At 46.0% G+C, this 26386-nt stretch carries 20 protein-coding genes; 13 read left to right on the top strand and 7 right to left on the bottom strand.

All coding sequences use genetic code 11. The annotated features are described in order from the left end of the window. Window positions 1-2: 2 nt before the first annotated feature. Window positions 3-980, bottom strand: coding sequence for a catabolite repressor/activator (cra, locus tag AND4_RS02000; protein ID WP_009841213.1), 978 nt, complete (start codon window positions 978-980; stop codon window positions 3-5). A gap of 458 nt (window positions 981-1438) precedes the next feature. On the opposite strand from cra, the gene fruB reads away from it, so the two are divergent. From fruB to fruA, 3 genes are read left to right on the top strand one after another with little or no spacing between them, the layout of a single operon-like run. Beyond that, complete coding sequence (fruB, locus tag AND4_RS01995; protein ID WP_009841212.1) at window positions 1439-2572, top strand: fused PTS fructose transporter subunit IIA/HPr protein; 1134 nt, start codon at window positions 1439-1441, stop codon at window positions 2570-2572. 11 nt (window positions 2573-2583) lie between these two features. Continuing rightward, a complete protein-coding gene (gene pfkB / locus AND4_RS01990) occupies window positions 2584-3558 on the top strand; it encodes a 1-phosphofructokinase (protein WP_009841211.1) in 975 nt (324 codons plus the stop codon). 19 nt (window positions 3559-3577) lie between these two features. After that, entirely contained in the window at window positions 3578-5311 is a 1734-nt protein-coding gene (gene fruA, locus AND4_RS01985) for a PTS fructose transporter subunit IIBC (RefSeq protein WP_009841210.1), read from the top strand. Window positions 5312-5423: 112 nt separating this feature from the next. Here fruA and AND4_RS01980 read toward each other — a convergent pair whose 3' ends face one another. Then, window positions 5424-6137, bottom strand: a complete 714-nt coding sequence (locus AND4_RS01980) for a hypothetical protein (protein ID WP_009841209.1) — start codon at window positions 6135-6137, stop codon at window positions 5424-5426. Window positions 6138-6359: 222 nt separating this feature from the next. Between AND4_RS01980 and AND4_RS01975 the strand changes: the two genes are divergently transcribed. Next, entirely contained in the window at window positions 6360-7085 is a 726-nt protein-coding gene (locus AND4_RS01975; RefSeq protein WP_009841208.1) for a siderophore ferric iron reductase, read from the top strand. On the opposite strand, the gene AND4_RS01970 is transcribed toward AND4_RS01975, so the two are convergent. After that, window positions 7082-8293 carry an MFS transporter gene (locus tag AND4_RS01970; RefSeq protein ID WP_043991415.1) on the bottom strand — a complete coding sequence of 404 codons (1212 nt, stop codon included), beginning with the start codon at window positions 8291-8293 and terminating at the stop codon, window positions 7082-7084. The two genes, AND4_RS01975 and AND4_RS01970, sit on opposite strands and share 4 nt — an antisense overlap. Window positions 8294-8440: 147 nt before the next feature. Between AND4_RS01970 and AND4_RS01965 the strand changes: the two genes are divergently transcribed. From AND4_RS01965 to AND4_RS01925, 9 genes are all read left to right on the top strand, one after another. After that, window positions 8441-9208: an ATP-binding cassette domain-containing protein gene (locus AND4_RS01965; RefSeq protein WP_009841206.1), complete on the top strand. Its 768-nt coding sequence runs from the start codon at window positions 8441-8443 to the stop codon at window positions 9206-9208. A gap of 18 nt (window positions 9209-9226) precedes the next feature. Then, window positions 9227-10126: an iron-siderophore ABC transporter substrate-binding protein gene (locus AND4_RS01960; RefSeq protein WP_009841205.1), complete on the top strand. Its 900-nt coding sequence runs from the start codon at window positions 9227-9229 to the stop codon at window positions 10124-10126. Continuing rightward, a complete protein-coding gene (gene fhuB / locus AND4_RS01955) occupies window positions 10126-12123 on the top strand; it encodes a Fe(3+)-hydroxamate ABC transporter permease FhuB (RefSeq protein ID WP_009841204.1) in 1998 nt (665 codons plus the stop codon). The genes AND4_RS01960 and fhuB overlap by 1 nt, the downstream gene beginning before the upstream one ends. 217 nt (window positions 12124-12340) lie before the next feature. Further along, window positions 12341-14134: an IucA/IucC family protein gene (locus AND4_RS01950; protein ID WP_009841203.1), complete on the top strand. Its 1794-nt coding sequence runs from the start codon at window positions 12341-12343 to the stop codon at window positions 14132-14134. Further along, window positions 14127-15044 carry a GNAT family N-acetyltransferase gene (locus AND4_RS01945; protein WP_009841202.1) on the top strand — a complete coding sequence of 306 codons (918 nt, stop codon included), beginning with the start codon at window positions 14127-14129 and terminating at the stop codon, window positions 15042-15044. Before AND4_RS01950 ends, AND4_RS01945 begins: the two co-directional genes overlap by 8 nt. Next, window positions 15044-16807, top strand: coding sequence for an IucA/IucC family protein (locus tag AND4_RS01940; protein ID WP_009841201.1), 1764 nt, complete (start codon window positions 15044-15046; stop codon window positions 16805-16807). Before AND4_RS01945 ends, AND4_RS01940 begins: the two co-directional genes overlap by 1 nt. Before the next feature lie 76 nt (window positions 16808-16883). Further along, window positions 16884-18194 (top strand): SidA/IucD/PvdA family monooxygenase, encoded by a 1311-nt coding sequence (locus AND4_RS01935; RefSeq protein WP_009841200.1) that lies wholly within the window; start codon window positions 16884-16886, stop codon window positions 18192-18194. 220 nt (window positions 18195-18414) lie between these two features. Further along, on the top strand, window positions 18415-20529 hold the full coding sequence (locus AND4_RS01930) for a TonB-dependent receptor (RefSeq protein ID WP_009841199.1): 2115 nt from the start codon (window positions 18415-18417) through the stop codon (window positions 20527-20529). Between the two features lie 276 nt (window positions 20530-20805). Further along, on the top strand, window positions 20806-21552 hold the full coding sequence (locus tag AND4_RS01925) for a TetR/AcrR family transcriptional regulator (RefSeq protein WP_009841198.1): 747 nt from the start codon (window positions 20806-20808) through the stop codon (window positions 21550-21552). A gap of 19 nt (window positions 21553-21571) precedes the next feature. Here AND4_RS01925 and AND4_RS01920 read toward each other — a convergent pair whose 3' ends face one another. The 4 genes from AND4_RS01920 to gcvT all read right to left on the bottom strand — a co-directional run bounded on the left by AND4_RS01920 (window position 21572) and on the right by gcvT (window position 26247). Then, window positions 21572-22582 (bottom strand): hypothetical protein, encoded by a 1011-nt coding sequence (locus AND4_RS01920; protein WP_009841197.1) that lies wholly within the window; start codon window positions 22580-22582, stop codon window positions 21572-21574. 10 nt (window positions 22583-22592) lie between these two features. Then, on the bottom strand, window positions 22593-23654 hold the full coding sequence (locus AND4_RS01915) for an efflux RND transporter periplasmic adaptor subunit (protein WP_009841196.1): 1062 nt from the start codon (window positions 23652-23654) through the stop codon (window positions 22593-22595). Window positions 23655-24027: 373 nt separating this feature from the next. Continuing rightward, a complete protein-coding gene (locus tag AND4_RS01910) occupies window positions 24028-24936 on the bottom strand; it encodes a LysR family transcriptional regulator (RefSeq protein ID WP_009841195.1) in 909 nt (302 codons plus the stop codon). Window positions 24937-25128: 192 nt separating this feature from the next. Continuing rightward, a complete protein-coding gene (gcvT, locus tag AND4_RS01905; RefSeq protein ID WP_009841194.1) occupies window positions 25129-26247 on the bottom strand; it encodes a glycine cleavage system aminomethyltransferase GcvT in 1119 nt (372 codons plus the stop codon). Between the last annotated feature and the right edge of the window lie 139 nt (window positions 26248-26386).

The raw sequence follows: 26386 nt of genomic DNA, 5'->3' as shown, positions 1-26386 counted from the left end.
GTTCAACGTTTGACGATCTTACGCGATATCAACTCCAAGCCCGCTTTGTAACGTTTTGCTGAGGCATTCAGAGCGAGTTCCATTGCACTGTCGGCAATGAGCTCAAACTGCTGTGGTAACGAATTGATTTTAATCGGTAGAAAGTCGAGCAAACGATTATCGCCAAAGGTTGCTAAACGTACTTTAGTCATCAACTCTGGCTTTTCTAACATCACATCTAACACACCTTCCAGTAAAGTGTATGACATGGTCACAATCGCGTCTGGTAACTGGCCTTTTACAATCCATTTTTCGAGTACTTTCTTGCCCTCTTCACGAGAAAAGTGCTCACCATAACCCACTAGAATTTCTTTTTTATCTTGCTGGCAAGCTGATCTGAACCCCAGTTCACGCTCTTTAGATACCTGCAGCGTTTCCAATGCACCGATCAAACCGACGGATTCTATCTCAGGCGATAACACGGATTCGGTTAGTTCAAATGCCGCATCGAAATCTTCACTTATCACACAGCAAAAGTGCTCATCATCCATAGGGCGATCGAGCGCAATAACGGGCGTTCCCGAGTTTTGTAGCTTTAAATAGAACTCACTGGCTGCTGGCATACTGCTCGCGACAAATAAGGCATCAATTCGGCGGCTCACCAGCGCTTCAGCGACCTTCTCTTCGGTTTTAGGATTGTCATCTGAGCAACCAATGAGGATTTGATAACCGGCTTGGCGAGAGCTTTGCTCAATCAATTTTGCCAATCGTGCGTAGCTGGTGTTCTCTAAGTCTGGAATGATCAAACCAAACGAGCGCGAGTTGCCTGCTCGCAAAGAAGACGCCGCATGATCCGGTTTGTAATCGTACTGCTCAACCACCGCCATGACTCTCTTTTGCGTCTTTTCGCTAATGCGGTATTTATCAGCTTTGCCGTTAATCACATAGCTTGCGGTGGTCTTCGAAACCCCCGCTAATTTTGCTATTTCATCCAGTGTCATATTCTAAGCCCTGTTCTGTGCGCAGGATCATACTAATACATCAGCGATCCCTCGATAAGTTGAATTATATGCTGAATCGATTCAGTATAAAAGCTGAAAGGATTCAGCAAAACTTAAAAATTGACGAAAGTTGCTAAAATCAGGCAACAAAAATACGCTCTGCTAGACTACTGCTCATATGAAATAAAGTGTATATTGACGCTGATTTTTTAACGGTTTCGCTGAATGCTTTAAAAATCTCGCTCTACTGCTGGCCCTATCAATGGTAAAGCAAAATGCCGACGGATCTTTGAGTAATTAGTTCGTTCAGTTAAGTGGCTTTTAGTCAAAACCTTGAGTAAACCACCCTTGCTTACCGACCGAAACAGAGGTTCAGCAAATTACAGATAAACGGCGTTACGCAATCCGAACTCTGCGTAAAGAATCAAAAATAGTGACCTTAAGGCTGGAGAAGCACCGTGCTTAAGCTAAATAAGAATGACATCACCCTATCTCAATCCGCGACGGATAAATTTGAGGCGATCAAAAATATCGCGCAAAACCTAGCAGACAAAGGTTTGGTTGAACAAGGCTATGTAGAAGGCATGTTAAACCGTGAAAAGCAGAACTCTACATTTCTAGGAAACGGCATCGCAATTCCTCACGGCACCACTGACACACGATCTATGGTCAAAACCACTGGTGTATCTGTCCATCACTTCCCGATGGGCGTTGAATGGGGCGATGGCAATAAAGTATTCGTAGCAATCGGCATCGCGGCTAAATCGGATGAGCATTTAGGCATTCTTAAACAACTAACAAAAGTTTTGGGGGCTGACGGAGTTGAGGACCACCTTCGTAATGCGAAAAACGAAGACGACATCATTGCCCTACTTCGTGGTGACATTCAGCTAGAAGCTGATTTCGACGCCTCTCTAATTCAACTGAACTTCCCAGCAAGCGACATGGTTCAAATGAGCGCGGTTGCGGGTGGTTTGCTTAAAAATAAAAAGTGTGCCGGGACAGAGTTCGTGGCAGACCTAGTCACAAAAACACCGACGCACCTTGGTCATGGCCTATGGTTAGTCGGCAGCAATAAACAAGTGACTCGGACCGGCGTTTCTTTTGTATCAACCGCTAATGCTTGTGAATTTGAAGGTGAGAGTGTGAGAGCTCTTGTGGCTTTTGCCGCTTGTAACGATGCTCACCAATCTATCCTAAGCACAATTTCAAAGCTCGTATTCAACAACGAACATAACAAGCTTCTTGATGCATCTGCTGAACAAATTCTCGCACTATTTACAGGCGAAGACATGGCAAGCGACGCTACTGAAGCAAGTAATTCTGCGGTGTTTAAGATCAAAAACGCACACGGCCTGCACGCCCGCCCTGGCGCAATGCTCGTGGCAGAAGCGAAGAAATTCGAATCCTCCATTCGCGTTGTGAACCTTGATGGTGACGGCAAAGCGGTAAACGCCAAGAGTCTAATGAAAGTCATCGCACTCGGCGTAAAACACGGTCATCAGCTTCAATTTTCTGCCGAAGGACCAGATGCAACCCAAGCCATTGACTCGATTGGAAAAGCCATCGCATCAGGTCTTGGTGAAGGTTAAGGAGCAAGAGGATGACAGCATTGCAGACAAACAAGGTCGTTACCATCACTCTTAACCCAGCACTTGACCTGACTGGCTCACTAGACTCGCTAAAAGTGGGATCCGTTAGCCTAGTGGAAAAGAGTAACTTACATGCAGCGGGTAAAGGTGTAAACGTTGCAAAAGTGCTGAGTGACCTAGGTGCTGAGGTAACCGTGACTGGCTTCCTTGGTAAAGACAATCCAGAACTATTCCACCAGCTATTTGACGACATCAACGTAAAAAATGAGTTTGTTGAAGTCGAAGGCGCAACGCGTATCAACGTGAAATTGGTGGAAGCCGATGGCCGAGTGAGTGACATCAATTTCCCCGGCGTTCAGGTAACAACCGAAGAAATTACACGCTTTGAACACACCTTATTCCGCCTTGCAGAAACACACGATTACTTTGTACTGGCAGGCAGTTTACCCGGTGGCGTCAAGGCTGAACAGTGTGCTACGTGGATTGAAAAACTGCACCAGCAAGGCAAAAAAGTTTTCTTCGATAGCAGTAAAACTGCACTGCGCGCTGGTCTCGACGCACACCCTTGGTTGATCAAACCAAACGATGAAGAGCTCAGCGACTTAGTTGGTGAACACCTAACCACACCCGAGCAATGCCAAACTGCGGCGCAAACGCTTAGCGATAAAGGCATTGAAAACATCGTCGTTTCTATGGGTGAAGATGGTGTGATGTGGCTTAACCAAGGTAAATGGTTACGATCACAACCACCAAAAATGAAGGTAGTAAGCACGGTTGGTGCTGGCGATACCCTTGTTGCAGGCCTTTGCTGGGGCCACATGCAAGTATTACCGAAAAGCGACTTACTGCGCTTCGCTACGGCACTCTCTGCACTCGCAGTGAGCCAAGTTGGCGTTGGCCTAACCAGTCAGGAAGATCTGGAAAGTATTAAGCGCCAAACAGAAATTATCGAGCTTTCCCCTAATTCGAACTCAGACAAAAACTAAGGAACAAAAGGTTTTCAGTATGAATATTGCCATTATTACCGCTTGCCCTAGCGGTGTTGCAAACTGCATCATTGCGGCTGGCCTACTAGAACAAGCAGCAGCTAAGCTTGGTTGGAACGCGAAGATTGAGTGTCAATCAAGTGTCATTGAACCAACACAGCTGACAGAGGCTGACATTGAGCAAGCAGAAACGATCGTAATTGCAGCCAACACACCCATTGATACTTCTCGTTTCGTCGGTAAAAAAGTCTATCAAGCAGACATCGGCACGGTTGCAAAAGACGCCTCTACTTTCCTTAAAACAGCGGTAGAAAATGCGGCGACATTAGCAGGAGCAACCACCTTTAAAGCGCCAACAGAAAACCCATCAAAGACGAAAAAGATCGTTGCTATCACCGCATGCCCAACAGGGGTAGCACACACCTTCATGGCAGCAGAAGCGCTTGAAAAAGAGGGCAAGCGCCGTGGTCACCAAATCAAAGTCGAAACACGTGGTTCAGTCGGTGCGAAAAACCAGCTGACTGACCAAGAAATCGCAGACGCTGATCTGGTCATCATTGCAGCGGACATTGAAGTTCCGCTTGACCGTTTTAACGGCAAGAAAATGTACCGCACAAAAACTGGCCCTGCTCTAAAGAAAACAGCGGAAGAGATGGACAGAGCGTTTGAACAAGCCAGCACATACCAACATTCCGGCTCTTCTGATTCTTCTTCAGCAACAGATGAAAAGAAAGGCGCATACAAACACCTAATGACTGGGGTCTCTCACATGCTTCCAGTCGTGGTTGCTGGTGGATTGATCATCGCCCTGTCTTTTGTCTTTGGTATCGAAGCATTTAAAGAGGAAGGCACGTTAGCCGCAGCGCTAATGAACATCGGTGGTGGATCAGCATTTGCGCTGATGATCCCTGTGCTTGCGGGATACATTGCTTTCTCTATTGCTGATCGCCCTGGTCTGGCTCCGGGCCTTGTGGGCGGCATGCTTGCAAGCTCTACTGGTGCAGGTTTCCTTGGTGGTATCGCAGCAGGTTTTATTGCCGGATATGCAGCGAAGCTCCTCGCTGACAAAGTAACATTACCGCAATCAATGGAAGCGCTTAAACCGATCCTTATTATCCCATTCGTGGCAACACTGTTTACGGGTCTAGTGATGATTTACATCGTGGGTGGTCCGGTTTCAGGCATCATGAACGGCCTAACTGACTTCCTAAACAACATGGGTTCTGACAGTGCCGTTCTGTTAGGCATTGTCCTAGGTGCAATGATGTGTTTCGACCTAGGAGGTCCAGTAAACAAAGCCGCGTACGCATTTGGTGTGGGCCTGTTAGCATCACAAACTTACGCTCCGATGGCTGCAATTATGGCGGCGGGTATGGTTCCAGCACTTGGTATGGGGCTTGCTACGTTTATTGCGAAGAACAAATTTGAGCAAAGTGAGCGCGAAGCAGGCAAAGCTTCATTTGTTCTTGGTCTGTGCTTTATCTCTGAAGGTGCAATCCCATTCGCAGCAAAAGATCCTATGCGAGTCATCCCATCTTGTATGGCAGGTGGCGCTCTAACCGGTGCTCTTTCAATGCTGTTCGGTGCAAAACTAATGGCACCACATGGTGGCCTGTTCGTTCTACTTATCCCTAATGCAATCTCTCCTGTGCTGCTGTACTTAGTCGCAATCGCAGCAGGTACCGCAGTAACTGGCTTCACTTACGCGTTCTTAAAAAACAAAGCTGAAGAAAAACAGCAAGCCATTGCTTAATCGTAACCACACAGCTTAGAGGTTATCAAACCATCTAAAAGTGTTAACGATACATCCAAAAAAGGCGAACGCTTTAAGAAGTGTCCGCCTTTTTCTGATTTAACGTGCCGATTTATTGCATCAGCACCGCTTTAACATCCACATCACCACTGTTCAAGTTCACCGTTGCATTATAAACATGTTGCGGATCGCCATGGTGTTTAAAGGTAAAGTGATATACGTCAGGCTGTGTCCAAATTTCTTCGTCATCGACCGGAGTTATATCGTAACCATCTTGCTGGTACAGCTCTGTCGCCATCACATAAGCCGTCGCCGTCTGTACTTGAGTATTACGGTCGACTTTCGGCTCAACAGAAGGATTAGTCGGATATGACTCACCGTTGTAACTCATCTGACGATAAGCACCATTGCTCCACACCACAAAGTCTTGCCAGCCGTTACGGTAACTGTCCAATAATGCTACTGGCGTTCGAGTCACCGACATGCGGTTAATTACTTTGCCCTCGTTATCCAAAAGATAAGCGGCACAACCACCACTTCCACAGAAGTAACGATCCTGAAGCAATACGAAATGTTCTGCGATACCGTCGCTATTTAAATCAGCAGACCCGGTGACATAACGAATCTTGTCCACTTCTAAAGAAAGCCCCTGTGGGATCAGAATGCTTTGGTCAATCCAAGTTGCAATAGTGGCCTCATCCGCGCTTTTTAGCTCAACAAGCGCTTGAGAATCTGCGTTATCGGTGACAATGCCGTTTGTGGAAGAACAGCCAATTAATGTTAGTGAACCTAAAAGGAAAAGTCCGTGTAATCCGCGGTTGTTCATTTGCTTTCGCTCTTTGTATTAATGGTGTGGCCTAAGTATAAGCCTGAATTCAACTGCGAATGTAAGAAAATTATGAAAAATCAGTGAGGTGTAGATAAATCCATTTATCCGCAATCAATCTTTTAATTGCTTTTTATATAAACCGTAATGAGAATCGATTGTAGTTAGTGATATAATTATTTATTCTGTAGTTCCATAGTTAGCAAAGATAAGCACTACCCAATGAGTGAGCATTCGTTCTTTGAACATCTGTTTGAGCATTCCAAGCAGGTCATCCCCTATCTAGATGGTCAATTAGCTCCTTTAGCGACGGGAGATTCGTCGTTAATTCATCTTGGTCACCCCTGCTCACAGACTATTCGCGAACTCTATTTAAGCCTTGAGAAAGAGCACCCAGAAGCCGGCTCTCCTTATTGGTTAACCCGCACATGGACTCTACTTTGCTGGCAACCAATTTACGTCGCATTTATCTCCATTTATGCCTGCCGAGGTTTACCTAACCTGACAGCAATGGCACAAAAAGTTCAGCCTAATTTTATAGGCGGCTTTCAATTTGAATCATCGGACTACTCGCAAGGTACAGAATCAGAGCTGATTGAACAGGCTGGTAAGCAGCTGGTAGAGCTATTTGATTACTTCCGAACCGAGATGAGTCAGTGGACCCGTATTCGTCCTGGATTTACGCGCCACCTTTTCGCCGATGGAGTACTTGGATGCATAGTAAAACTGCATCAGTTCGCCCCTTATTTGGATGAAGCGTTCCTAATGCAGCAAGCTAGGTTGTGGTTACAAGCCTGTCAACTACCAGAAAAACTGCTGAATACCCTCAGCTACAATACTCATTCAGAAAAACTGCACCTGGTTCGAACCAGTTGTTGCTTAGTTTATAAATGCCAAGGGCGTCAATTATGCAGTGACTGTCCAAGACATCCGGATAATAAACGCTAAGCGGCCTTTATCGTCTCCGGCTGTTGTTTATTAACTGCGAAATAAGCGATCAAGACAATTACCAAGGAAAAGGTGACACACAGATAAATTGGATAGTGAGCGGAGATGGTTGCCGTCACCGCCATCAAAGATGCCACACCATAGCCTATGGTGTGGAACATTGAGATATACCCGGCCACTGCACCCGGGAAGTCACGCTGCGACTCTGTCGCCGAGCTTGTATATGCAGGCACAAGCAGCGCAGCGCCACAGGCCGTCAAAGTCATCGCAACACCAAATACCCAGATGTTAGCGGTAAGAAACAAGGCAAATCCAACCAAAACCAGAACAGAACCAATTCGATACATGGAGAGTGGCGTGAGCTTTTTCTTCTTGATCACCATAATTTGGGTGACGAAAGTGCAGGCAGCACTGATGGTTAATAGCACACCAATAGCATCACTGATTTGCCCAGTTGACCATTGCGTTACGGCACCAATCAGAGGAGAAAAACTGTATTGCAGCAAGGCAATCGCAGCGCACAGAAGCAAACCGCTGAACAAATAAGGCAGCAGTTTTCTTTGTGGTAACCATGGCAAAGAAGTTTTGTTGTGTTCGGCTTTAGCTTTGACAGTTGGTGAAGGAAGCATCATTGCAGCAGCCAGCGCCACACAGGGCAATGCCACCATGACCATTAACGGCGCATAAGACGACAATTTTAACACCAAGATTGAGATCAGTGGACCAATCAAGCGCCCTGCGCTCAAACCGATGCTGACTGAGGTGATGGCTTGTAATCGGTTTTCTTCACCGCACAGGAGAATTGCCCAATGTTGGCTTGCTGGCACCATGCCTGAAACTGTACATCCATAAATCACTCGCGCAAGCACTAGCCCTAACAAACATAGACTGACCAGTGATTCATTGCTGTGACTAACAAAAGCAAACAAGCTCAGTAATAAAAAACTGACTGCCATACCTGCAAGGGCTCTCACCACGACTATTTTGGGTCCATGACGATCGCTGTAGCGTCCCCAGTAAGGGGCAGACGGGAGAAACAGTAGGCTACCGACTGCAATCAGAATTGACCAAGTCGACAAACTAAACGCTGACTGCTCAACTAAAAACGGCAGAGAAACGAGCAGACCATTCTGCCCAATGCCCATTAGGGCGGCCGCAAGGCCAACGACACCCAACTGGGTGGTTTTATTTTGTGTAACTGACGTCATCATATTGAAACCACTATCAAGGCAAATAAAAGTCAGTGAGGCCGGAGAGGCTAACACTTACAAGTGATTATGAAAGCAATTATCATTTCTATTTCGATATGTTAAGATTACTGAATTGTCATTAATAACACAACTTGATACCCCACTATGTACCAACTCGTCGACACGTCGTTTGAAATCGACGGCAAGACCATTCTCTCTCCTACTAACCTGACTTTCGCCCAAGGAGAGATTACCACTCTGTTAGGGCATAACGGTTGCGGTAAGTCGACTCTGATAAAACTATTAAGCAGGCAAAACGCGCCCAGTCATGGCGAGGTGTTATTCCAAAAAACGCCCGTTTCCTCCTATAGCCACCTGGAGTTTGCTCATCAAGTTGCTTACCTGCCACAGCACCCACCAGTCACCGATGGCGTCACGGTACGTGAGCTGGTCTGTTTTGGGCGTTATCCATGGAAAGGTGCCTTTGGGCGCTATAGCCATCAAGACTATGCCATCGTCGAATCAGCCATTGAAAAGGTCGGTCTGAGCGACTTAGCAGAAAGATATGTGGCTACGCTATCCGGTGGCGAGCGTCAACGCGCTTGGGTCGCAATGCTGCTTGCCCAGCAAAGCCAGTGCATCTTGCTAGATGAGCCAACTTCTGCACTGGATGTTGCCCATCAACACGAGCTACTCGCATTAATCCGCGAACTCAATCAGACATTGGGGCTGACGGTTATCATGGTATTGCATGATATCAATATGGCCGCCAAATTTAGTGACCGCTTGATTGCTCTTCACTCAGGAAAAGTGATTGCGTCCGGTACTCCAAAAGATCTGATGACACCAGATACTCTGATGAAAATTTACGGTATGGAACTGGCATTATTCCCTCACCCAACGACTGGCCAACCTATCAGCTATATCCCTTAACCCAAGAAGGAATTCATTGTGAAAAAGTTAATCTTGATCTGGTTTGCTACATTCGTCTCAGCTCAGAGCTACGCAATCGAAATCACACATGAGATGGGCGTGAGCACGTTTGAGCAGTCACCGAAAAAAGTGATTGCGTTAGACTGGGCATTAACTGAAACCGTACTTAGCTTAGGTGTTGAACTTGAAGGTGTCACCAATCCTCAGGGTTATCAGCAATGGGTAGCTAAACCAGAGCTCAGCCCACAAGTTACGGATGTAGGCTCACGCCGAGAACCTAACCTTGAGCTTCTAAGCGAGTTGAAACCGGATGTAATACTGATCAGCAAACACATGGCGGCCGCTTACCCGCAACTCAACCAGATCGCACCAGTGCTTGTTTTCACCATCTATAGCGAAAAGAAACAACCATTAAAGTCAGCAGAATCCATTACTCGCTCATTAGGTCAACTGTTCAACAAGCAACAACAAGCGGAATTACTGATTAGCCAAACCCACCAGCGCTTAGCTGAAAACGGCCGTAAAATCGAGGCGGCCAGTTCCTCACAAAAACCCGTTATTTTTGCTCGCTTCATCAACGACAAGACTCTGCGTGTTCATAGTAAAGGCTCTTTAGCTCAAGACACGATTGCTGCAATGGGAATGCGCAACGACTGGAAAGAAACCACAAACATGTGGGGATTCACCACGACCGGAGTAGAAAAGCTCGCTGAACACCAAGGTGCCAGCGTAATACTTTTCGGCCCACTCGAAGAGAAAGAGCGCAAACAGCTTAACCAGTCACCACTTTGGCAGGCAATGGAATTTACCCGTAGTAACTCAGTTTATGAGCTTCCTGCAATCTGGACTTTCGGCGGCCTTATTGCCGCGCAACGTTTCAGTGACCATATCACTCAACAGTTAGTTAATAAACCTTAATGTTCACAAGTAATATCGCACAACGCAGTACCCAAAACTTTACTATTAAATCGACGCTTCTCATCATCGCGGTCATGGCTATGGTCATTGGGTTACTGCAAGTGACTGCTCCCTACTCACAGGGGATCGGTTTAATTTGGCAATCGGTGTTTCACTTCGATTCAGCTAACTACCAACATATCATTACCCATTACACCTATCTGCCAAGACTGGCAGTCGCACTCATTTGTGGCTTCGCACTGGCGGTTGCTGGCTGCGTGATGCAGTTTGTGCTTCGCAACCCTATCGCCTCTCCGACCACACTGGGTGTCGCGGCCGGAGCTGAGTTCGGTATGGTACTCGGTCTGCTACTCTTGCCAACCACCAGCCACATTCCTCACTTTATTCCAGCTTTTATCGGTGGCTGTCTCGCGACAGGGTTGGTTTTTCTTCTCAGTGCTAACAGAGGGTTTTCACCGTTACATATGATTTTGGCCGGAATGGTGGTCAGCCTATTCCTTGGTTCAGTCAACACCATGCTATTGCTGTTGCATGAGCAAAGCTTAACGACCGTTTTTGTCTGGGGGGCTGGCGTACTTAATCAGAACGATTGGTCGAGTGCTCAAATGCTTTTGCCGCTTGTTACCTTCCCTACTCTTCTACTATTGATACTACAAAGACCTCTGTCCGTCCTTCAGTTTGGTGACAATGTTGCCACTTCTTTAGGGGTCAACATCAAGCAGATTAAATTACTGTGCCTTTCGCTAGCCATTTTTGTTACGGCGGCCGTAGTCAGTGAGGTTGGTTTGATTGGCTTTGTCGGTATCGTTGCCCCAGCAATAGCAAGAATGCTGGGAGCACGAACCTTAGCAAAACAGATTGTGCTCAGTGGCTTTATTGGCAGCCTGCTGCTGTTGATTGTTGATCTTATTATTCAACCTTTTTCTGGTGTCGGAGGAGAGTTGCTGCCGACAGGAGCGATGACCGCTCTGATTGGCGCGCCATTTTTACTCTGGATGTTGCAACGAACCAAGCTACAGTCAGATCTCAAAGCACGCTCTGATTCGGTTGGTCAGTATAAGACTATCGCCGTAACGAGGGTCGCTGTAATGCTGGTTTGTGTTCTGTTGACCACTGTCATCATTGCATTAGTGGTCGGTAGAACGCTGTCAGGCTGGAGCATGGCACTGACCCCGTCGCTGTTTGATCTGAGAGTACCACGGATCATGGTCGCATTACTGGCAGGGATCGGTTTAGCTTTTGCTGGCACCTTGATTCAGCGTATCTCCAACAACCCAATGGCTAGCCCTGAAGTTCTGGGGATAAGCTCTGGCGCCGCGTTGGCGCTTGTTCTGGGCACTCTGACTGGCGTCGCGATTGAGCGGGATCAGCAAATGTTACTCGGTACTCTTGGTGCGGCTTCAGTGACAGGCTTAGTCTGGTTAATGGGCAGACGACACAATTTCGCCCCGACCCAGACCTTATTGACGGGTATCGCACTCAGTGCCGGACTCGATGCCCTACTAAGAATTGCTATGAGCTCAGGGCACGATAACGCTGCCGCCCTGCTTACCTGGTTGTCAGGTTCGACTTATTTAGTCAACCTTGGTGATGTGTGGTTATTAGCTGGTGGTGTCTGTTTGGTGGGAATGCTAGCGCTCTCTCTTCATCGATGGATTACCTTAGTCAATCTTGGTGAAGTAACGGCTGCGAGCCTCGGTCTCAACGCCACCATGGTTAGATTAGTGCTGTTACTTATTGTTGCTGCACTCACCACTCTTTGCACCATCGTCATTGGGCCATTGAGCTTTATTGGCTTGTTAGCACCGCATATGGCGCGCTCACTCCACCAATATCGTGCGATACCGCAAATGCTCACGGCGGCACTTTTAGGCGCGATAATTATGGTTGCTGCAGACTGGATTGGCAGGACATTATGGTTCCCTTGGCAATTCCCAGCAGGACTATTGGCCTCACTGATTGGCGGTGGATACTTTCTTTATTTAATCAGAAAATAGCCACAAATACCGCCATAAAACCCTCAAATTTCTTTTATATGGAGGTCTAAATCCAGACCTCCATTAAACCGACATACCGTAAAATTTACATATAAAACCGATATTTGCGATCATTGTTGACATTTTTAACAAATGACTAAAAACAAGTTGATAACACAAATGATAATAAGTAGCATTCTTACTGTCAGTTTAATTAACAATGATTTGAGAAAGAAAAATGAATCGTAAAAACGATCTGCTCAACCTAAAAAACTCAAGCCATAATATCAACACCAATGACCCAGCCTTGGCTTGTTTTCTTAACTCTCTCGCGCGAGAAAGTCGTACCGTTCAAATAGAATCAAGTCCGCAGGGCTGTACTTATCAGTTGCCACTATCAGGTGGACGAAGCATTCACATACCGCTTAGCTATGCCTCACAATTGGGCAGTCACGAATACCAACTACCTGCCCTATTACTAAGTAGTGACACGGTAACGACTTTATCAGTACACCAACTTATCGAATTAATCGTGTCAGAACCTGCGATTGTTGGATTCATCAGTGAAGACCAAAAACAGATCTTCAAGGCTCGAGTGCTGGAGAGTCAGCACAACACCAGTCAAGGTATTCAACATTCCCCGTATAAAAATCGTCTCTTTACCGACAAATTGGACTTCAAAACTGCAGAACAAGGTTTACTCATCGGTCATTCATTCCACCCTGCACCGAAAAGTCGTGAACAGTTTAGCCTTGAGGATGCCAGAGTGTATTCACCAGAGCTTGGGGGGCAGTTCCAACTCTACTGGCTAAGCGTTGATAGCCTGCTTATTGCTCAGGGCAGCTCCGCTGGCATCTCATGCCAACAGCGACTGTCAGAGTTGGTCGCTCATGAGCCAATGCTGCAACAAGCGTTAACGGAAGCTAGTACGCAAGGCAAGACTCTGCTGCCCGTTCACCCTTGGCAATGGAGCGTAATGGCAAGTAACCCGTCAATTGAGGAGTACCTTAAGGCTGGCCAGCTGAAAAACCTTGGCCAAATCGGTGTCAACTGGTACCCAACTTCTTCAACCCGTTCGCTTTACGCACCTTCATTGCCTTATATGCTGAAGTTCTCCCTAAGTGTAAAACTGACCAACTCAATTCGTAACCTATCGCTTAAAGAAGTCATTCGCGGCACTCGTCTCAATGACTTGTTTCAACAGGACGTTCTTGCTCAACAGCTTGGTAAAAGCTCTGGTTTCCAGCTAATGCAAGAACCCGCGTATATCGGCCTGAAAGATCGCCAAGGCAATATCATTGATGAGAGTCTTGTGGCGTTCAGAGAAAATCCCCTTGAAGATAAACCCGAACAGGAAGCCGTCGTTCTTGCGACATTAACTCAGTCAAACCCTTATGGAGGGTCTAGCTTAGTTGCTGAACGCATTCGCCATTACGCAGAGCAAAACCAACTGCCACATAAGCAAGCCGCGATGCAATGGTTTGATGCTTACTGTACTCATGGTGTCGTTTCCCTCTTCCATTTACAGGCGAACTTCGGCATTGTTTTCCTCGCCCATCAGCAGAATATTGTGATGCAACTTGAGCAAGGTTTTCCTGTTGGAATGTACTATAGAGACTGTCAGGGAACCGGATATACCGATCTTGCGATGCAACGCTTTGGCAACCTACTTGGCGATGAGAAAGAGGCGTTAGAAAACTACTGGAACCAAGGCAAAGTTGAGCGCTACTTTGCTTACTACCTGATCATCAATTCTACCTTTAACCTTATCTCAGCAATCTGTGCCAACCTTGACGTGCAAGAGTCACAACTTATCGCAATCCTCCACGATAAACTCGATGCCCTGCTACAAAGCGGTGTCAATGATGATCGCTGTCTGAGCTATGTTCTGAACAGTGAGTCATTGTGTTGCAAAGGTAACTTCTTCTGTTATTTGCAGAACTTTAACGAGAATTCAATTCCCGACCCGGCAGTCATTTATTTTGACTTGCCTAATCCTCTCGTTCGCGTCAAGGAAGCCACCAATGCCTGATTTTAAGACCCTTATTTATCAAGACACCCCTACACCTTGCGTACGTGTGACCGTCCAGATCATTGACCTTGAGCACTCAAGTGTATTCGAGACATTGGTTAACGAACTTGACCAAGTGTTCAATCTGCACAAAGCTTTAGTGTCCGTCACTTTAACATACGACGACTCACAAATAGCGCAACGACTCAATCAAGAACTTCCAATTATCAACGGCGAGCTTTATCGCAGCTGTTTTTATCAGTTACCGCTGTTTTGGCATCGCCACAAGACGTCATCCCATTTCCCAAAGCGTTTAGTTCAGTCGAACGACCAATACCAACATCACCCTTTAAGGCCGTCAAAGCCCGAAGGATGCGTTTATCATAGATATGACATTGATGCTGAGTTGGAAGTAAGCTTCCGTACCGTCGATATCGACAAGGATCTGGCTCAATTTACTCGTTGGATGAACGACCCACGCGTCGCTTATTTTTGGGAACAGGCATGGAGTGAGGAACAGCTGGCAGAGTTCCTTCAACAACGTACAGCAGACCCTCATATTATTCCGCTGATTGGTGAGTTTAATGGCCAGCCTTTTGGTTATGTAGAAGCCTACTGGGTAGCCGAGGACCGACTCAGCCCTTACTTCGACGTGCAAGACTTTGATCGAGGCATTCATCTTCTTGTCGGTGAACAAACGTTCCGTGGCCCTAAATTCTTTAATGCTTGGATGAAAGGGATCAGCCATTATCTGTTCATCGATGACATGCGAACTGAGCGCATCGTGCTCGAACCTAGGTCGGATAATCAACGCTTGTTTGATCGTATCCTGCCCTTCGGCTATCAAAAGTGTTTTGAGTTTAACTTCCCACACAAACGTTCCGCTTTGCTCATGATGACTCGCGACCGTTTCTTTTCGGAGAAGTGGTAATGGAACAGATAGCGTTACATAAATATTGGCCGTCAGCTAACCAGAAAATGGTCGCCAAGATCATCAGCGAATTTGCCTATGAACAAGCGTTTCGTTTCGAGCAAGATGCCGAGGGTTATACTCTAAAACTCGCTGATCAAGTCAGCTATCAATTTCAAGGTCATGAAAACATTTGGGGGCAGGTGTTGATTGAGCCCGGCTCCATTGTCCGCCACCCTCAACAGGCCGTTTCAGCCGCCCTGCTGATGCGCGATTTACAGTCTCTACTCGCCATGACAGATGACGCATTCGCAGAGCACTTGGAAGACCTGAATGCGACCCTGCTCGGTGACTGCAAGCTGATGCTACGAAAAGAGTCGCTCACCGCAAGTGATTTAGCGCAGCTCCCTTGCGAGCAGCAACAGACCTACTTCGACGGCCACCCTAAATTTGCCTTTAACAAAGGTCGACGTGGCTGGAGCAGTGACGACCTCAAGCGCTACGCACCAGAATCTGAACGCGCTTTCCAATTAGGCTGGGTAGCAGTAGAACATTCAATTCTGCAACTCGCAACAAACGATAGCGTCAGCTGGCAAGAACTACTTCGCTCGTCAATGAATACATCAGAGTGTAAATCCTTGGATAACATTCTTGCTTCCTATGGGGTTGATATTGCTGACTATAGCTATATCCCCGTGCACCCTTGGCAATGGAGCAACAAACTCTCACTGCTGTTTATCCGTGAGATGGCCGAGAAGAAGCTGATCTACCTCGGCGAGTATGGTGACCTCTTTCTGCCGCAACTCTCTCTGCGCACGTTAAGCAACGTCACACGACCTAACAGCTACGATATTAAGTTGCCATTAACCATCATGAATACCTCATGCTACCGAGGTATTCCTGGCCGCTATATTCTTGCTGGACCGATTGCCTCTGACTGGATTGAATCTGTATTTCGTTCGGATGAACTGCTCGTAGAAAAACAAGCTGAAGTACTTCAAGAACCCGCCGCCGCCTTTGCCGCTCAGGCCGATTATCAGCTATTGGAGCAGGCACCTTATCGCTACCATGAACTGCTGGGCGTTATCTGGCGTGAGTCAGCCGCCTCCAAGCTCAATCAGGGAGAACAGGCAATTCTGATGGCCGCATTAATGGAAAGTGACAATCAAGGCAATCCGCTTATAGCTGAATACATTAAACGTTCAGGTGTCTCTATTGAAGCATGGCTGAGCAAGATGTTCGATGCCGTCGTCATTCCATACTACCACCTGTTGTGTAAGTACGGTGTCTCCCTTATCGCACATGGGCAGAACGTCACTCTGGTGTTGGAAAACAACCTGCCGAAACGCATCCTACTTAAAGATTTTCAGGGTGATATGCGTCTAGTGGATAGCGATTACCCAGAGCAGAACTCACTTGAACCGAGCGTAAAGGAAGTAACAGTGCGCCTTGAAGAAGCCTTAATAATCCACGATCTGCAAACTGGTCACTTCGTTACCACACTGCGCTTTATTTCGCCTTTGGTCGCCAAACTCGGCTTATCGGAGTCACAGTTTTACGCCTTATTGGGCCAACGAATCAGAACCTACATGGCGCAGAACCCGAGCTATCAGCACCGATTTAACAAATTTGATCTATTCAAACCGCGTATTCTGCGCATCGGCCTTAACTTAGCCAAATTCCGCCACAGTACCGATGCCAGCGCATCGAGAATGTTACCCGATATGGACGACATGCTCGACAATCCGCTTGTGACAGCACTGCAAGCGGAACAACAAAATTAACGCATTTAGCTTAGCGCAAAAATAATAATAACGGCTAGCTAAGCCGGATAAATACCCCCATAAGAGGATTGCGATCATGGAACATACTCACAACGTCAAACTCGATCTAGCAGGTATTGGAGCAGGCCCATTTAACCTTAGCGTCGCTGCTCTATTAAATGAAAAGCCGCAGATTAAATCGTGCTTTTTTGAAAGCAAAAAACAGTTTGCGTGGCATCCCGGCTTACTGCTGGATAACACCAACATGCAAACCATGTTTCTCAAAGATTTGGTCACGGCAATCAGCCCAGAGAATCCCTATTCGTTCCTATCGTATCTGGTCAAAACCAAGAAGTTTTATCGTTTTCTGTCGGCCGAACTTCAGTGTATCAGCCGTCATGAATTCTCCGACTATTTGGCGTGGGCTGCACATCAAATGGATAATGTTCAGTTTTCTACTCAAGTTGAACAGGTCGAATACACAGGTAAAACATTCAACCTGCATACAAGCCAAGGGGTATATCAAGCAGATAACTTATGTATCGGTACCGGTAAGGTGCCGTTTATCCCCCAATGCGCTCAATCTTACATCGGTGAGCGTGTTTTCCACGCGGCTGAAATTGGCCTTCGTCACAGGGATTTCACTAACAAGCGTGTGATGATCATCGGTGGCGGTCAAAGTGGTGCGGATATCTTTATCAACGCGCTACAAAGTAAATGGGGCAAACCGAAATCGCTCGACTGGTTATCACGTCGATCTAACTTCCAGCCGCTGGATGAGGCTTCGTTTACAAACGAGTTCTTCACCCCTGACTATGTTGATGCCTTTGTTAACTTGGCTCCTGCGGTGAAGCGCACCGAAATCACCAACCAGAAACTCACCTCGGACGGCATTACCCAAAAAGCTCTGCTGACCATTTATCAGGAGCTCTACCATAGATTTGATGTGCTTAAAGAAGATAAGTGGGTCAAATTATTGCCTCATCGAACGCTGACACATATCAGCCAAGATTCCCAAGGCTTTAAACTTACCGGCAGCAATGCTCTTAGCCAACATCTAGAAGCTCATCAGGCCGACATCGTCATTCTGGCAACCGGATTTGAAGCTCCCTACCCGACATTTTTGCGTGAACTATTGCCTCTGCTTGATATGGACGAGCACAACCGCTATCAGATGAATGCCAACTTTGAACTTAAATGGGAAGGCCAGCAAACCAACAAGATCTTCGCCGTGAATGCAGGCATGCACAGTCATGGTATCGCCGAGCCACAGTTAAGCCTGATGGCGTGGCGTAGTGCGAAGATCATTAATCGTCTTGCTGGTGAAACCTTATTTGATACTGATGCGGGTCAGGGAATGATCGACTGGCTGAGCCCGACGCTGAATGGCGAAAAAACCACTATTTAGCCAATGTTTTTATCACCAATTTGAGCACTTTGTCTCAGAGGCACTTCTTCGAAGAGAATGTTTTTTCGAAAAGAATGTTTTTCTCAGAGAGTGCTTTTTCTCAGACAAAATGTTGTCTGCGAGAGCGCTCGAGACAAAGGCTTAAGACCGAAGTAATAACCATAGCCACCACATGAACACAACTCATGTTGAGCCAACAACAACAAAGATAAAGAAGAAAATGAACGTTAAAAAAATACATTTCCCACTTTCTGCTGTCGCGTTAGCAGTCGCGACGACTACTGTATTCTCCGTGCAAGCAGAAGAATACAGCAGTGAAGAGAAAATGGTGGTCGTTTCAAACCGAATGCCAAAAGCGATCAGTGATATTCCAGGAACCGTTTGGTATATCGACTCACAAACCATAGAGCAAGAATACCGAGGTGGTAAAAGCCTAGATGAGATTCTTGCTGCAACAATCCCCTCACTCGATGTAAGCAGCGGTGGTCGTACCCACTCCGGACAAAACCTACGCGGTCGAAGCCTGATGGTAATGATTGATGGCGTATCGTTACAGTCTGTACGCTCACTAAGTCGTCAGTTAGATTCAATTGACCCATTCAACATCGAACGCATTGAGGTACTGTCTGGTGCAACATCGATTTATGGTGCTGGCTCCGCAGGTGGCGTTATCAACATCATCACCAAAAAAGCATCTGGTGAAGAGGTAGAATTAGAATCATTTGTTAGTGGAACATCAGGCTTTTCATCAAGCGAAGATTTCGACTACAAACTGGCTCAGTCTATAGCTGGCGGTAACGAAAAGGTGCAGGGCCGCGCATCGGTCGCTTATACCAAAACACGAGGCTATTTTGACGCCAATGGTACTATGGTCACTCCGGATATTACCCAGGGTTCGACTCAGTTTAACGAAACCATCGACCTGTTAGGTAACCTACAAATTAATATCGCTGAGGATCAACAGCTAAACTTACTAGCGCAGTACTACGATAGCCAACAAGATACCCCTTATGGCCTGTATTTCGAAAAAGATGGCAACGGTAACTTCCAGTTTGTCGATGTCAGAGAAGGTTACTCAGCGGATCGCCAACAAGGCACCGAACGTGTCATGCTGAGTGCGGCGTACAGCAACAACAACTTTTTCACTCAACAATTGATCGCCGAACTGTCTTACCGCACTGAAGATCATACCTTTATGCCGTATACAGAAGATGGAAAATCCAAGCTCGCGACAAACTCTTCTCGCCAGTCTACTGATATCTTCGCCATGAAAGTGGCATTGAGTAAATCCTTTGACTCTTGGAACCTAACCTATGGTATTGACGGTTTCATTGATAAATTTGATAGCGACAAAGCCATCTACGATCAGGCGACAACTGAAGCGAGTGGTGGTTTAGTCCACGTCATCAGTGAAATGCAAGGCCGTTACCCTGGCATCGATACTCAATCTATCGCCAGCTTCATGCAAGTGGATTACAGCATCACACAAGATTGGTCACTACAGGCGGGTTATCGCTTCCAAAGAATGGACGTCGATGTGTCTGATTTCCAAGCGATCTCTCGTTCTGATTTTATACCAGGAGGCTCGACAGATTACACCGAAGGCTTGCTTAATCTAGGAACCATTTATCATGTAAACCCTACGTCTCAGGTTTGGGCAAACTTCTCACAAGGTTTTGATATCCCTCAGTTGTATCGTTACTACGGTAAAAGCGCAACTCAAGATGTCGACGCTTCTAAGCTCGACGGAATCAAAACTGACAGCTATGAGATTGGTTACCGCAATGATCTTGACGCTATCTCACTCCAATCTGCACTCTATTACTCGCACTCAAGTGCGACCGTTCAGTACGAAGATGATTTATCAATTTCTGGACTTGCAGAGCCTAAACGGGTCTACGGCGCGGAAGCACAACTTAGCTACTGGGCGACAGACATGCTACAGCTTGGTGTTTTAGGTCACTATGTGGTCACTGAAACCGAGACAAAAACGGGCTGGGAAGATCACAAAGCAATGGAAGCAAGTACTTCTAAAGCCGGTGCTTGGGTTGGTTGGTTCGACAATGACTACAGCCTTAAGTTACAAAGCCTAACTATGTTTGATTATAAAGATGCGGACCAACGAAAACTCGATGGCTTCACAGTCGTTGATTTCACAGGTAACTACCAGCTGCCTATTGGTAATCTCGGCTTCGGTGTAAAAAACCTGCTCAACGAAGACTACTACACAACTTGGAGTCAACGTGCTCAATACTGGTACAGAGGCAGCGATGCGCTATACCAGTACAAAGGTCGCGGCCGCACTTTCACACTAAACTACCAAGTGACGTTCTAATCACTTGAATACCAGAAGCCGCCCAACTGTGGGCGGTTTTTTATTATCAACAAACAGGCAAGCGACAGGTTAGAAACAGGATAATCATCACGCCCTCCGCCAAACGGTATAAACTCATCATAAGCGCGCAGCCCCCTACTTATCTACGTGAATTAAAAATATAACCCCTTGACGTATCGTTCAAAAAATCATCACGAGAGTTCAAGGTGCCTAGTCAAGGTGATCCATTTCTGGTAAAAGTAATGGCGTTGACTAATATTCGGGAAAATTCGAGCCATGACAGAAAGAAAGCAAGGCCGCAGAAGTGCCGAAGCCGCCGAGCAGACTAAGTGCCTGATCCTTAAAGTCGCGGCGAACATGTTCTGTGAGCTAGGATTTGAACGAGTTTCGCTGCGCAATATTAGCGAAAAAGCGGGGGTGTCCCACAGTTTGATTCGCCACCACTTCGGCAGTAAAGAAAAAATCTGGCAAGCAGTGAGTGACGGCATGGACGACTTCATGCAAGGCTACATGGCACAGCTTATCAGCGAAATGCCAGAAAACACCCCGTCTAACCAAAAAATCTACTTGTTCATGGTCAGAATGTTGGCATTTGCGCTCATGAATCCGCACCCCATCCAGATGATTGCAGATGCAATTCGTCAAGATGACGATGCCCTACTGCAATACTTCTTGCGTTCAGAAGATGAATTTGCGGCGATCTTCACGCAACTGTTCTCGGATTATAACCGTGAGAACTCTGAATCACCAACCGACCAGTGGGAGTCTAAGTGGCAAATGTTGTTGTTTGCTCATGGCGCAGTTAGCTTAACGCCTATGATGCAAAAAACATGGCCGCAGGCAGAAAGCCGCGAGAAGGCGTTACTCAAACATTGGGAGTTGTTCAACACCATCATGGCGAATCAGTTTGGCATCAGCAAAGAAAAAATGATTCACCCAACTCATCTGAGTGACATTGTCATCAAGATGTGTTGTCCGATTGAAGAACTGACCGCTTCAAGGATGTCCATAAAAAGAACATAAAGATACATATAATAGTATTTTATTCTGAAATCACCTCATGGTTATATGAGAATTTGTTTTTAAAATAAAGCGTTATACCCATCACCACGCTCAACAATATCCAAGTGCACATCATATCAAATGCCCTTTCGATAAAGGGCTCCACATTGAACCCAGTTGAGTGAGTGTAGAGGGTAACCGGGACTAATACCGCAGACATGAAACCGACTTCAAAGTTAGGTATGTCTTTATGGCGCAGGTCCTCATGTAGAGAAAAATAAATTATCACAGTGGTAAATAAAAATAATAGAACCGCGAATAAAGCTATATTATTTTGGTGGCCCAGCATCAAGACATTAAAAAACATCCCAACTAAACAGCCAGTAATTTGTATCGGAATAATAGAAGCGATAACCAATTTGCCCTGTTTTACACTGGAGCGGAGTGCGACGTTGATCGCAACAGATAAACAGAAAAGAGCGCGACCAATTTCAATCGCTAAAAATATCGTTAAGGCGCAAATAATAAGAGCAACAATCCATTGTTTATGCCGTTCGGATATTTGAGACTCTTGTTTTAATTCAACCTGACCAGTATCAACATGTTTAGAAGGGAACAATTTGAAGCATAGCCAAGCTAGAGGAATCATATAAGCAACGGCAAAGAGAAGCTCTCGAATGGTGTCCTCCATAATAAAGCCGCTAGTCGTATTAATCAGAGCATAGCAATAAAGGAACACAGGCACGCTGTACGTAATTATTTGCGATGGATACTTAATGAAGTAGAGTAAGCCCCAGAGCAGCAATGCACTGATTAATATAGTAAAAAATAGATTGTTGTAGAATATTTCTCCCACTAGAGTCCCCACGACGACAGAGCTGAGAATTCGTATGATATAAAACCCTGACTTAACAAAGTTGAATTTATGCCCACCAATAAGCGTATGGCCCAAAAAGATACATAAGACAACTGACCGCATGTTGAAAAGTTCAGCCAGCACAATGGAAGCAGTAAAAAACACACTCGTCCTCACAATCACATTTGTATTCATATCCTGCTCCTTAATAGATAAAGTGGAACCAAGATATAAATGTCATGATTGTTGAGCTGAAGGTTCTCCAAAACCCATGATTTTTAGGCTTGATCATTGCCGTGGCTTTTGATCCAGAAACTAGCTCTGCGGGTAAATTGTCTATTTCAATCACAGAGCGAACTTGTTGACTTTTTCTTATCCAACGATCGTCACGTTGTATGTAGGCTTCTTTACCTATATCGGCATCGGCATGCAGTGCGAATTGAACTGCTGAGTCTTTTGAAGTGACCTTCCCTTCAAAGATTTGACCCGGTAAAGCATCAAATACAACAAGGACATTTGCACCATCGAGCTTGCCCAAAGCTTTCTCGTTGAAGTTTGCAATGAGCCTAGTATGTTTTCCAGATGTAATAGCAACCTGCGGGCGGCTACTGTTAATTGCTTCACCAACGTTTAACTGCATATTGGTGACCAAGCCAGAAACTGGCGCATAGGTGGTCGTTTTAGCGATTTTGCTGTCTGATCTATCCAACAAGGCTTGTGCCAACAGTAAACCACCATTGCCTCCGTCTTTTCCCAACTCAATCTGCTTAGATTCAAGCTCAAGTTGGCTATCTTGTAGATCTTTCCTTGCTTCTAGGTACTCTAAGCGCGCATCGTCGAGCTGCTCTGTACTAATCGTGTGTTTTTTGCTCAGCGTTTTGTAGCGTAGAAAGTGGCGTTTCTTATTGTTAAGGCTCTCTTTTTGTTGCTCTATTTTTTCTTCAGTCTGACTGATTTCGACTCGTAAACGACTCAGGTGTTGTTGGATAATCACCATATTCGCGTAGGCAACGCCTCGGTCTTCAACGATATCGTGCTTATCAATCGAGAATAATGGGTCTCCTTCTTTTACAAAGTCTCCGTTGTGGACAAAAATCCTTTCTACGTTACCTTTCACCTCGGTCGTAATGGATACGACGTACTTTTGTAGGTACGCATTGGTCGTAAATGGTGCGTATAAATCACTGAGCACCATGCTTGCTCCGAGTAACAGCAAAATGATAAAGACAGTCATACCAACTTTACGAGTACAATGTTGTAAATTCATTCTTCATGATCTCCAGAGTTGATGTGTCAGTGATTTGGCTTGGATAAAGGTATGGATAATTCGGAACGGACTATGTACCCAAATAAATCCAAGATGACTTGTACGAGAATAACTGAGTGTGTAGACGTGGCAGCGATTCAAAATATCTCATGCATCTGTAAATCACTTATGTAGATGTATTTCTTTCGCTAGAAGAATAAAACGAAGTTTATCTGAGATCGATTGTGTGAAGCTTAATCAGCTTTTAAGTTGTACTTAATTGCCGTCACGAATCTTTCCATTGCCATTACGGCAGTAGTTGCACTTATCCAAGTTACAACATAGAGCGTGGAGGCACGGAGGAGCATACTTTAGGATGATGTAGATGGCAGTTTCAGCTTTCGTTACGGAAGGCTTGAGTCGCTTCTATCAAAGCGTTTCTTAACCAAACGTGACCGTTATCTTTGCTTTGAAATTTATGCCAAATCATATAGATAGGAATGGGTTCTATTTCGAATGGAATTTGAAGGACTTGGAACTGATTGTTTGTGTTAAGTTTTGATGTAAGCCGCCGAGTGCTGATGCATAACCAGTCAGTCTCGCTTGCTAAAATAAGGCCGTGTAAGGTTGAATTTGTTTTATACCCCACGTTGAGTTGCGGAAAATCGATTTGAGAAACCAACTTTAAAGTGTACTGATTCAGTGTATCTGTTTCCATTAAGATATGTGGTTCTGAGAAAAACTGATCAGCCGTAATCTGTCCTTGAACTCTTGGGTGATCAATACTCGCTACGACGACCAACTCTTCTTCAAAAAGCTTATGGTTGAGAAAGCCGTACTCCTGTAATGGAATAGTAGAAAGAGCAATATCGACTCTATGATGGCGGAGGTCGTTTTGTCTATCTATCACAGTGAGGTGACCGGGGCTCGCTTCAATCTTAGTATTAGGTGCGTGTATTGAGCGATATGCAGTAAACGGCGGAACGACAAGCAAGTCGATATCTTTATGACTGGAAATACGAAATGTTCTATGACTATTGAGCGCGTCAAAATGTAGGCGTGATTTTACACCATGGAGTAATAGATTGAGTGGTTCCTGTATTTCGGCGTGGAGCTCCATAGCGAAATTTGTTGGGATAATACCTCGTCCACTGCGGATAAAAAGCGGATCTTGATACTGCTCGCGAAGTCGATTGAGCGCTTGGCTTATTGCGGGGGCGGATATGCCTAGCGCATCAGCGGCGCCACTGACACTCCGCGTTTGGAACACGGTATCAAAGGTTTTAAGTAGGTTTAAGTCCATACGCAATTAAAAAGTTAACTAAAATTACAGTATGGATGAAGTCAAACTTTATTCAAAAATTTGAATGGTTTATTTGCCGCTATTTTCCCTTAGCTGCGCGAGTGTCCTATCCACTCTCGCTAAACGTCATCACTGGGGAGTGGCTCCATTGGCGTAACAAAACTGTTTTACTACGCCAATGGATTCATACTATTAACCGCGGTAGTATCGTTGCGGTACAAACGGCATTTTTTCTACCGTCATTGGAAGCATTTTACCACGAACTTCTGCGAACAACTCAGTACCAACCACCGCAAGGTCAGCGCGAACATAACCCATGGAAACAGGTTTACCTGCGTTTGGCCCTGCTGTTCCACTGGTTACCACGCCAATCTTGTTACCATCAGCGTCGAACAGCTCTACCCCCTCACGTACCGGTGCTTTCGTTTGACCGACTAAGCCAATACGCTTACGTGCCACGTCTTTAGTTTCGATCTGGTTAAGAATGATGTCCACACCTGGGAACCCACCCTCACGCTCACCACCCGCACGACGCACTTTTTGGATACCCCATAATAAGCTGGCTTCAACCGGAGTCGTGGTTGTGTTTAGGTCGTGACCGTACAGACACAGACCACACTCAAGACGAAGTGAGTCACGAGCACCAAGGCCGATCCACTCCACTTCCTCTTTGCCAGTTAACTCAAGGGCAAGCTCAACGGCTTTGTCAGCCGGTACCGAGATTTCGTAACCATCTTCACCGGTGTAACCACTACGAGAAACAATGCACTCAACGCCAAGCAACTCTACGTTACGAACATCCATAAACAGCATATCAGCGACTTCAGGCGCTAAGCTCGCGAGTACTTCCGCTGCTTTCGGCCCTTGAAGCGCCAACAGCGCACGATCATCAATGACTTCGAGCTCAACGCTAGGAGGAAGATGCGCTTGGAGGTGCGCAATGTCTTGTTCTTTACAAGCCGCATTGACCACCACGAACAGATGATCGCCCAGGTTGGCCACCATCAAATCGTCCATAATACCGCCCTGATCGTTAGTAAAGAACGCGTAACGTTGCTTGCCCTCTTCTAAGTCAACAATATCCACTGGGACCAGAGTCTCTAGGAAAGCGGCGGCACCATCACCAATCAAACGAAGTTGACCCATGTGAGAAACATCGAACAGACCTGCTGCGTCACGTGTGTGTAAATGTTCTTTCTTCACGCCGAGTGGGTATTGAACTGGCATGTCGTAACCCGCGAACGGGACCATCTTTGCGCCTACTTCAACGTGAAGTGCATGCAGTGGTGTTTTCAGAAGTTCTTGAGTCATTTTCGTCTCCATTTAAATAGACCCGAGAATGCTGTCGGCATTCGCTGTGTTTCCAATAATAAACATGCTTGCTCTAATATTGCACGAACAGGTATCGTTCGACTTGCAAAAGTGTGACTTTTAACATTCCAGTCACATC

The organism is Vibrio sp. AND4, assembly GCF_000171815.1.
Classification (GTDB): Bacteria; Pseudomonadota; Gammaproteobacteria; order Enterobacterales; family Vibrionaceae; genus Vibrio.
This window is presented reverse-complemented; position numbering and strand designations above follow the sequence as displayed.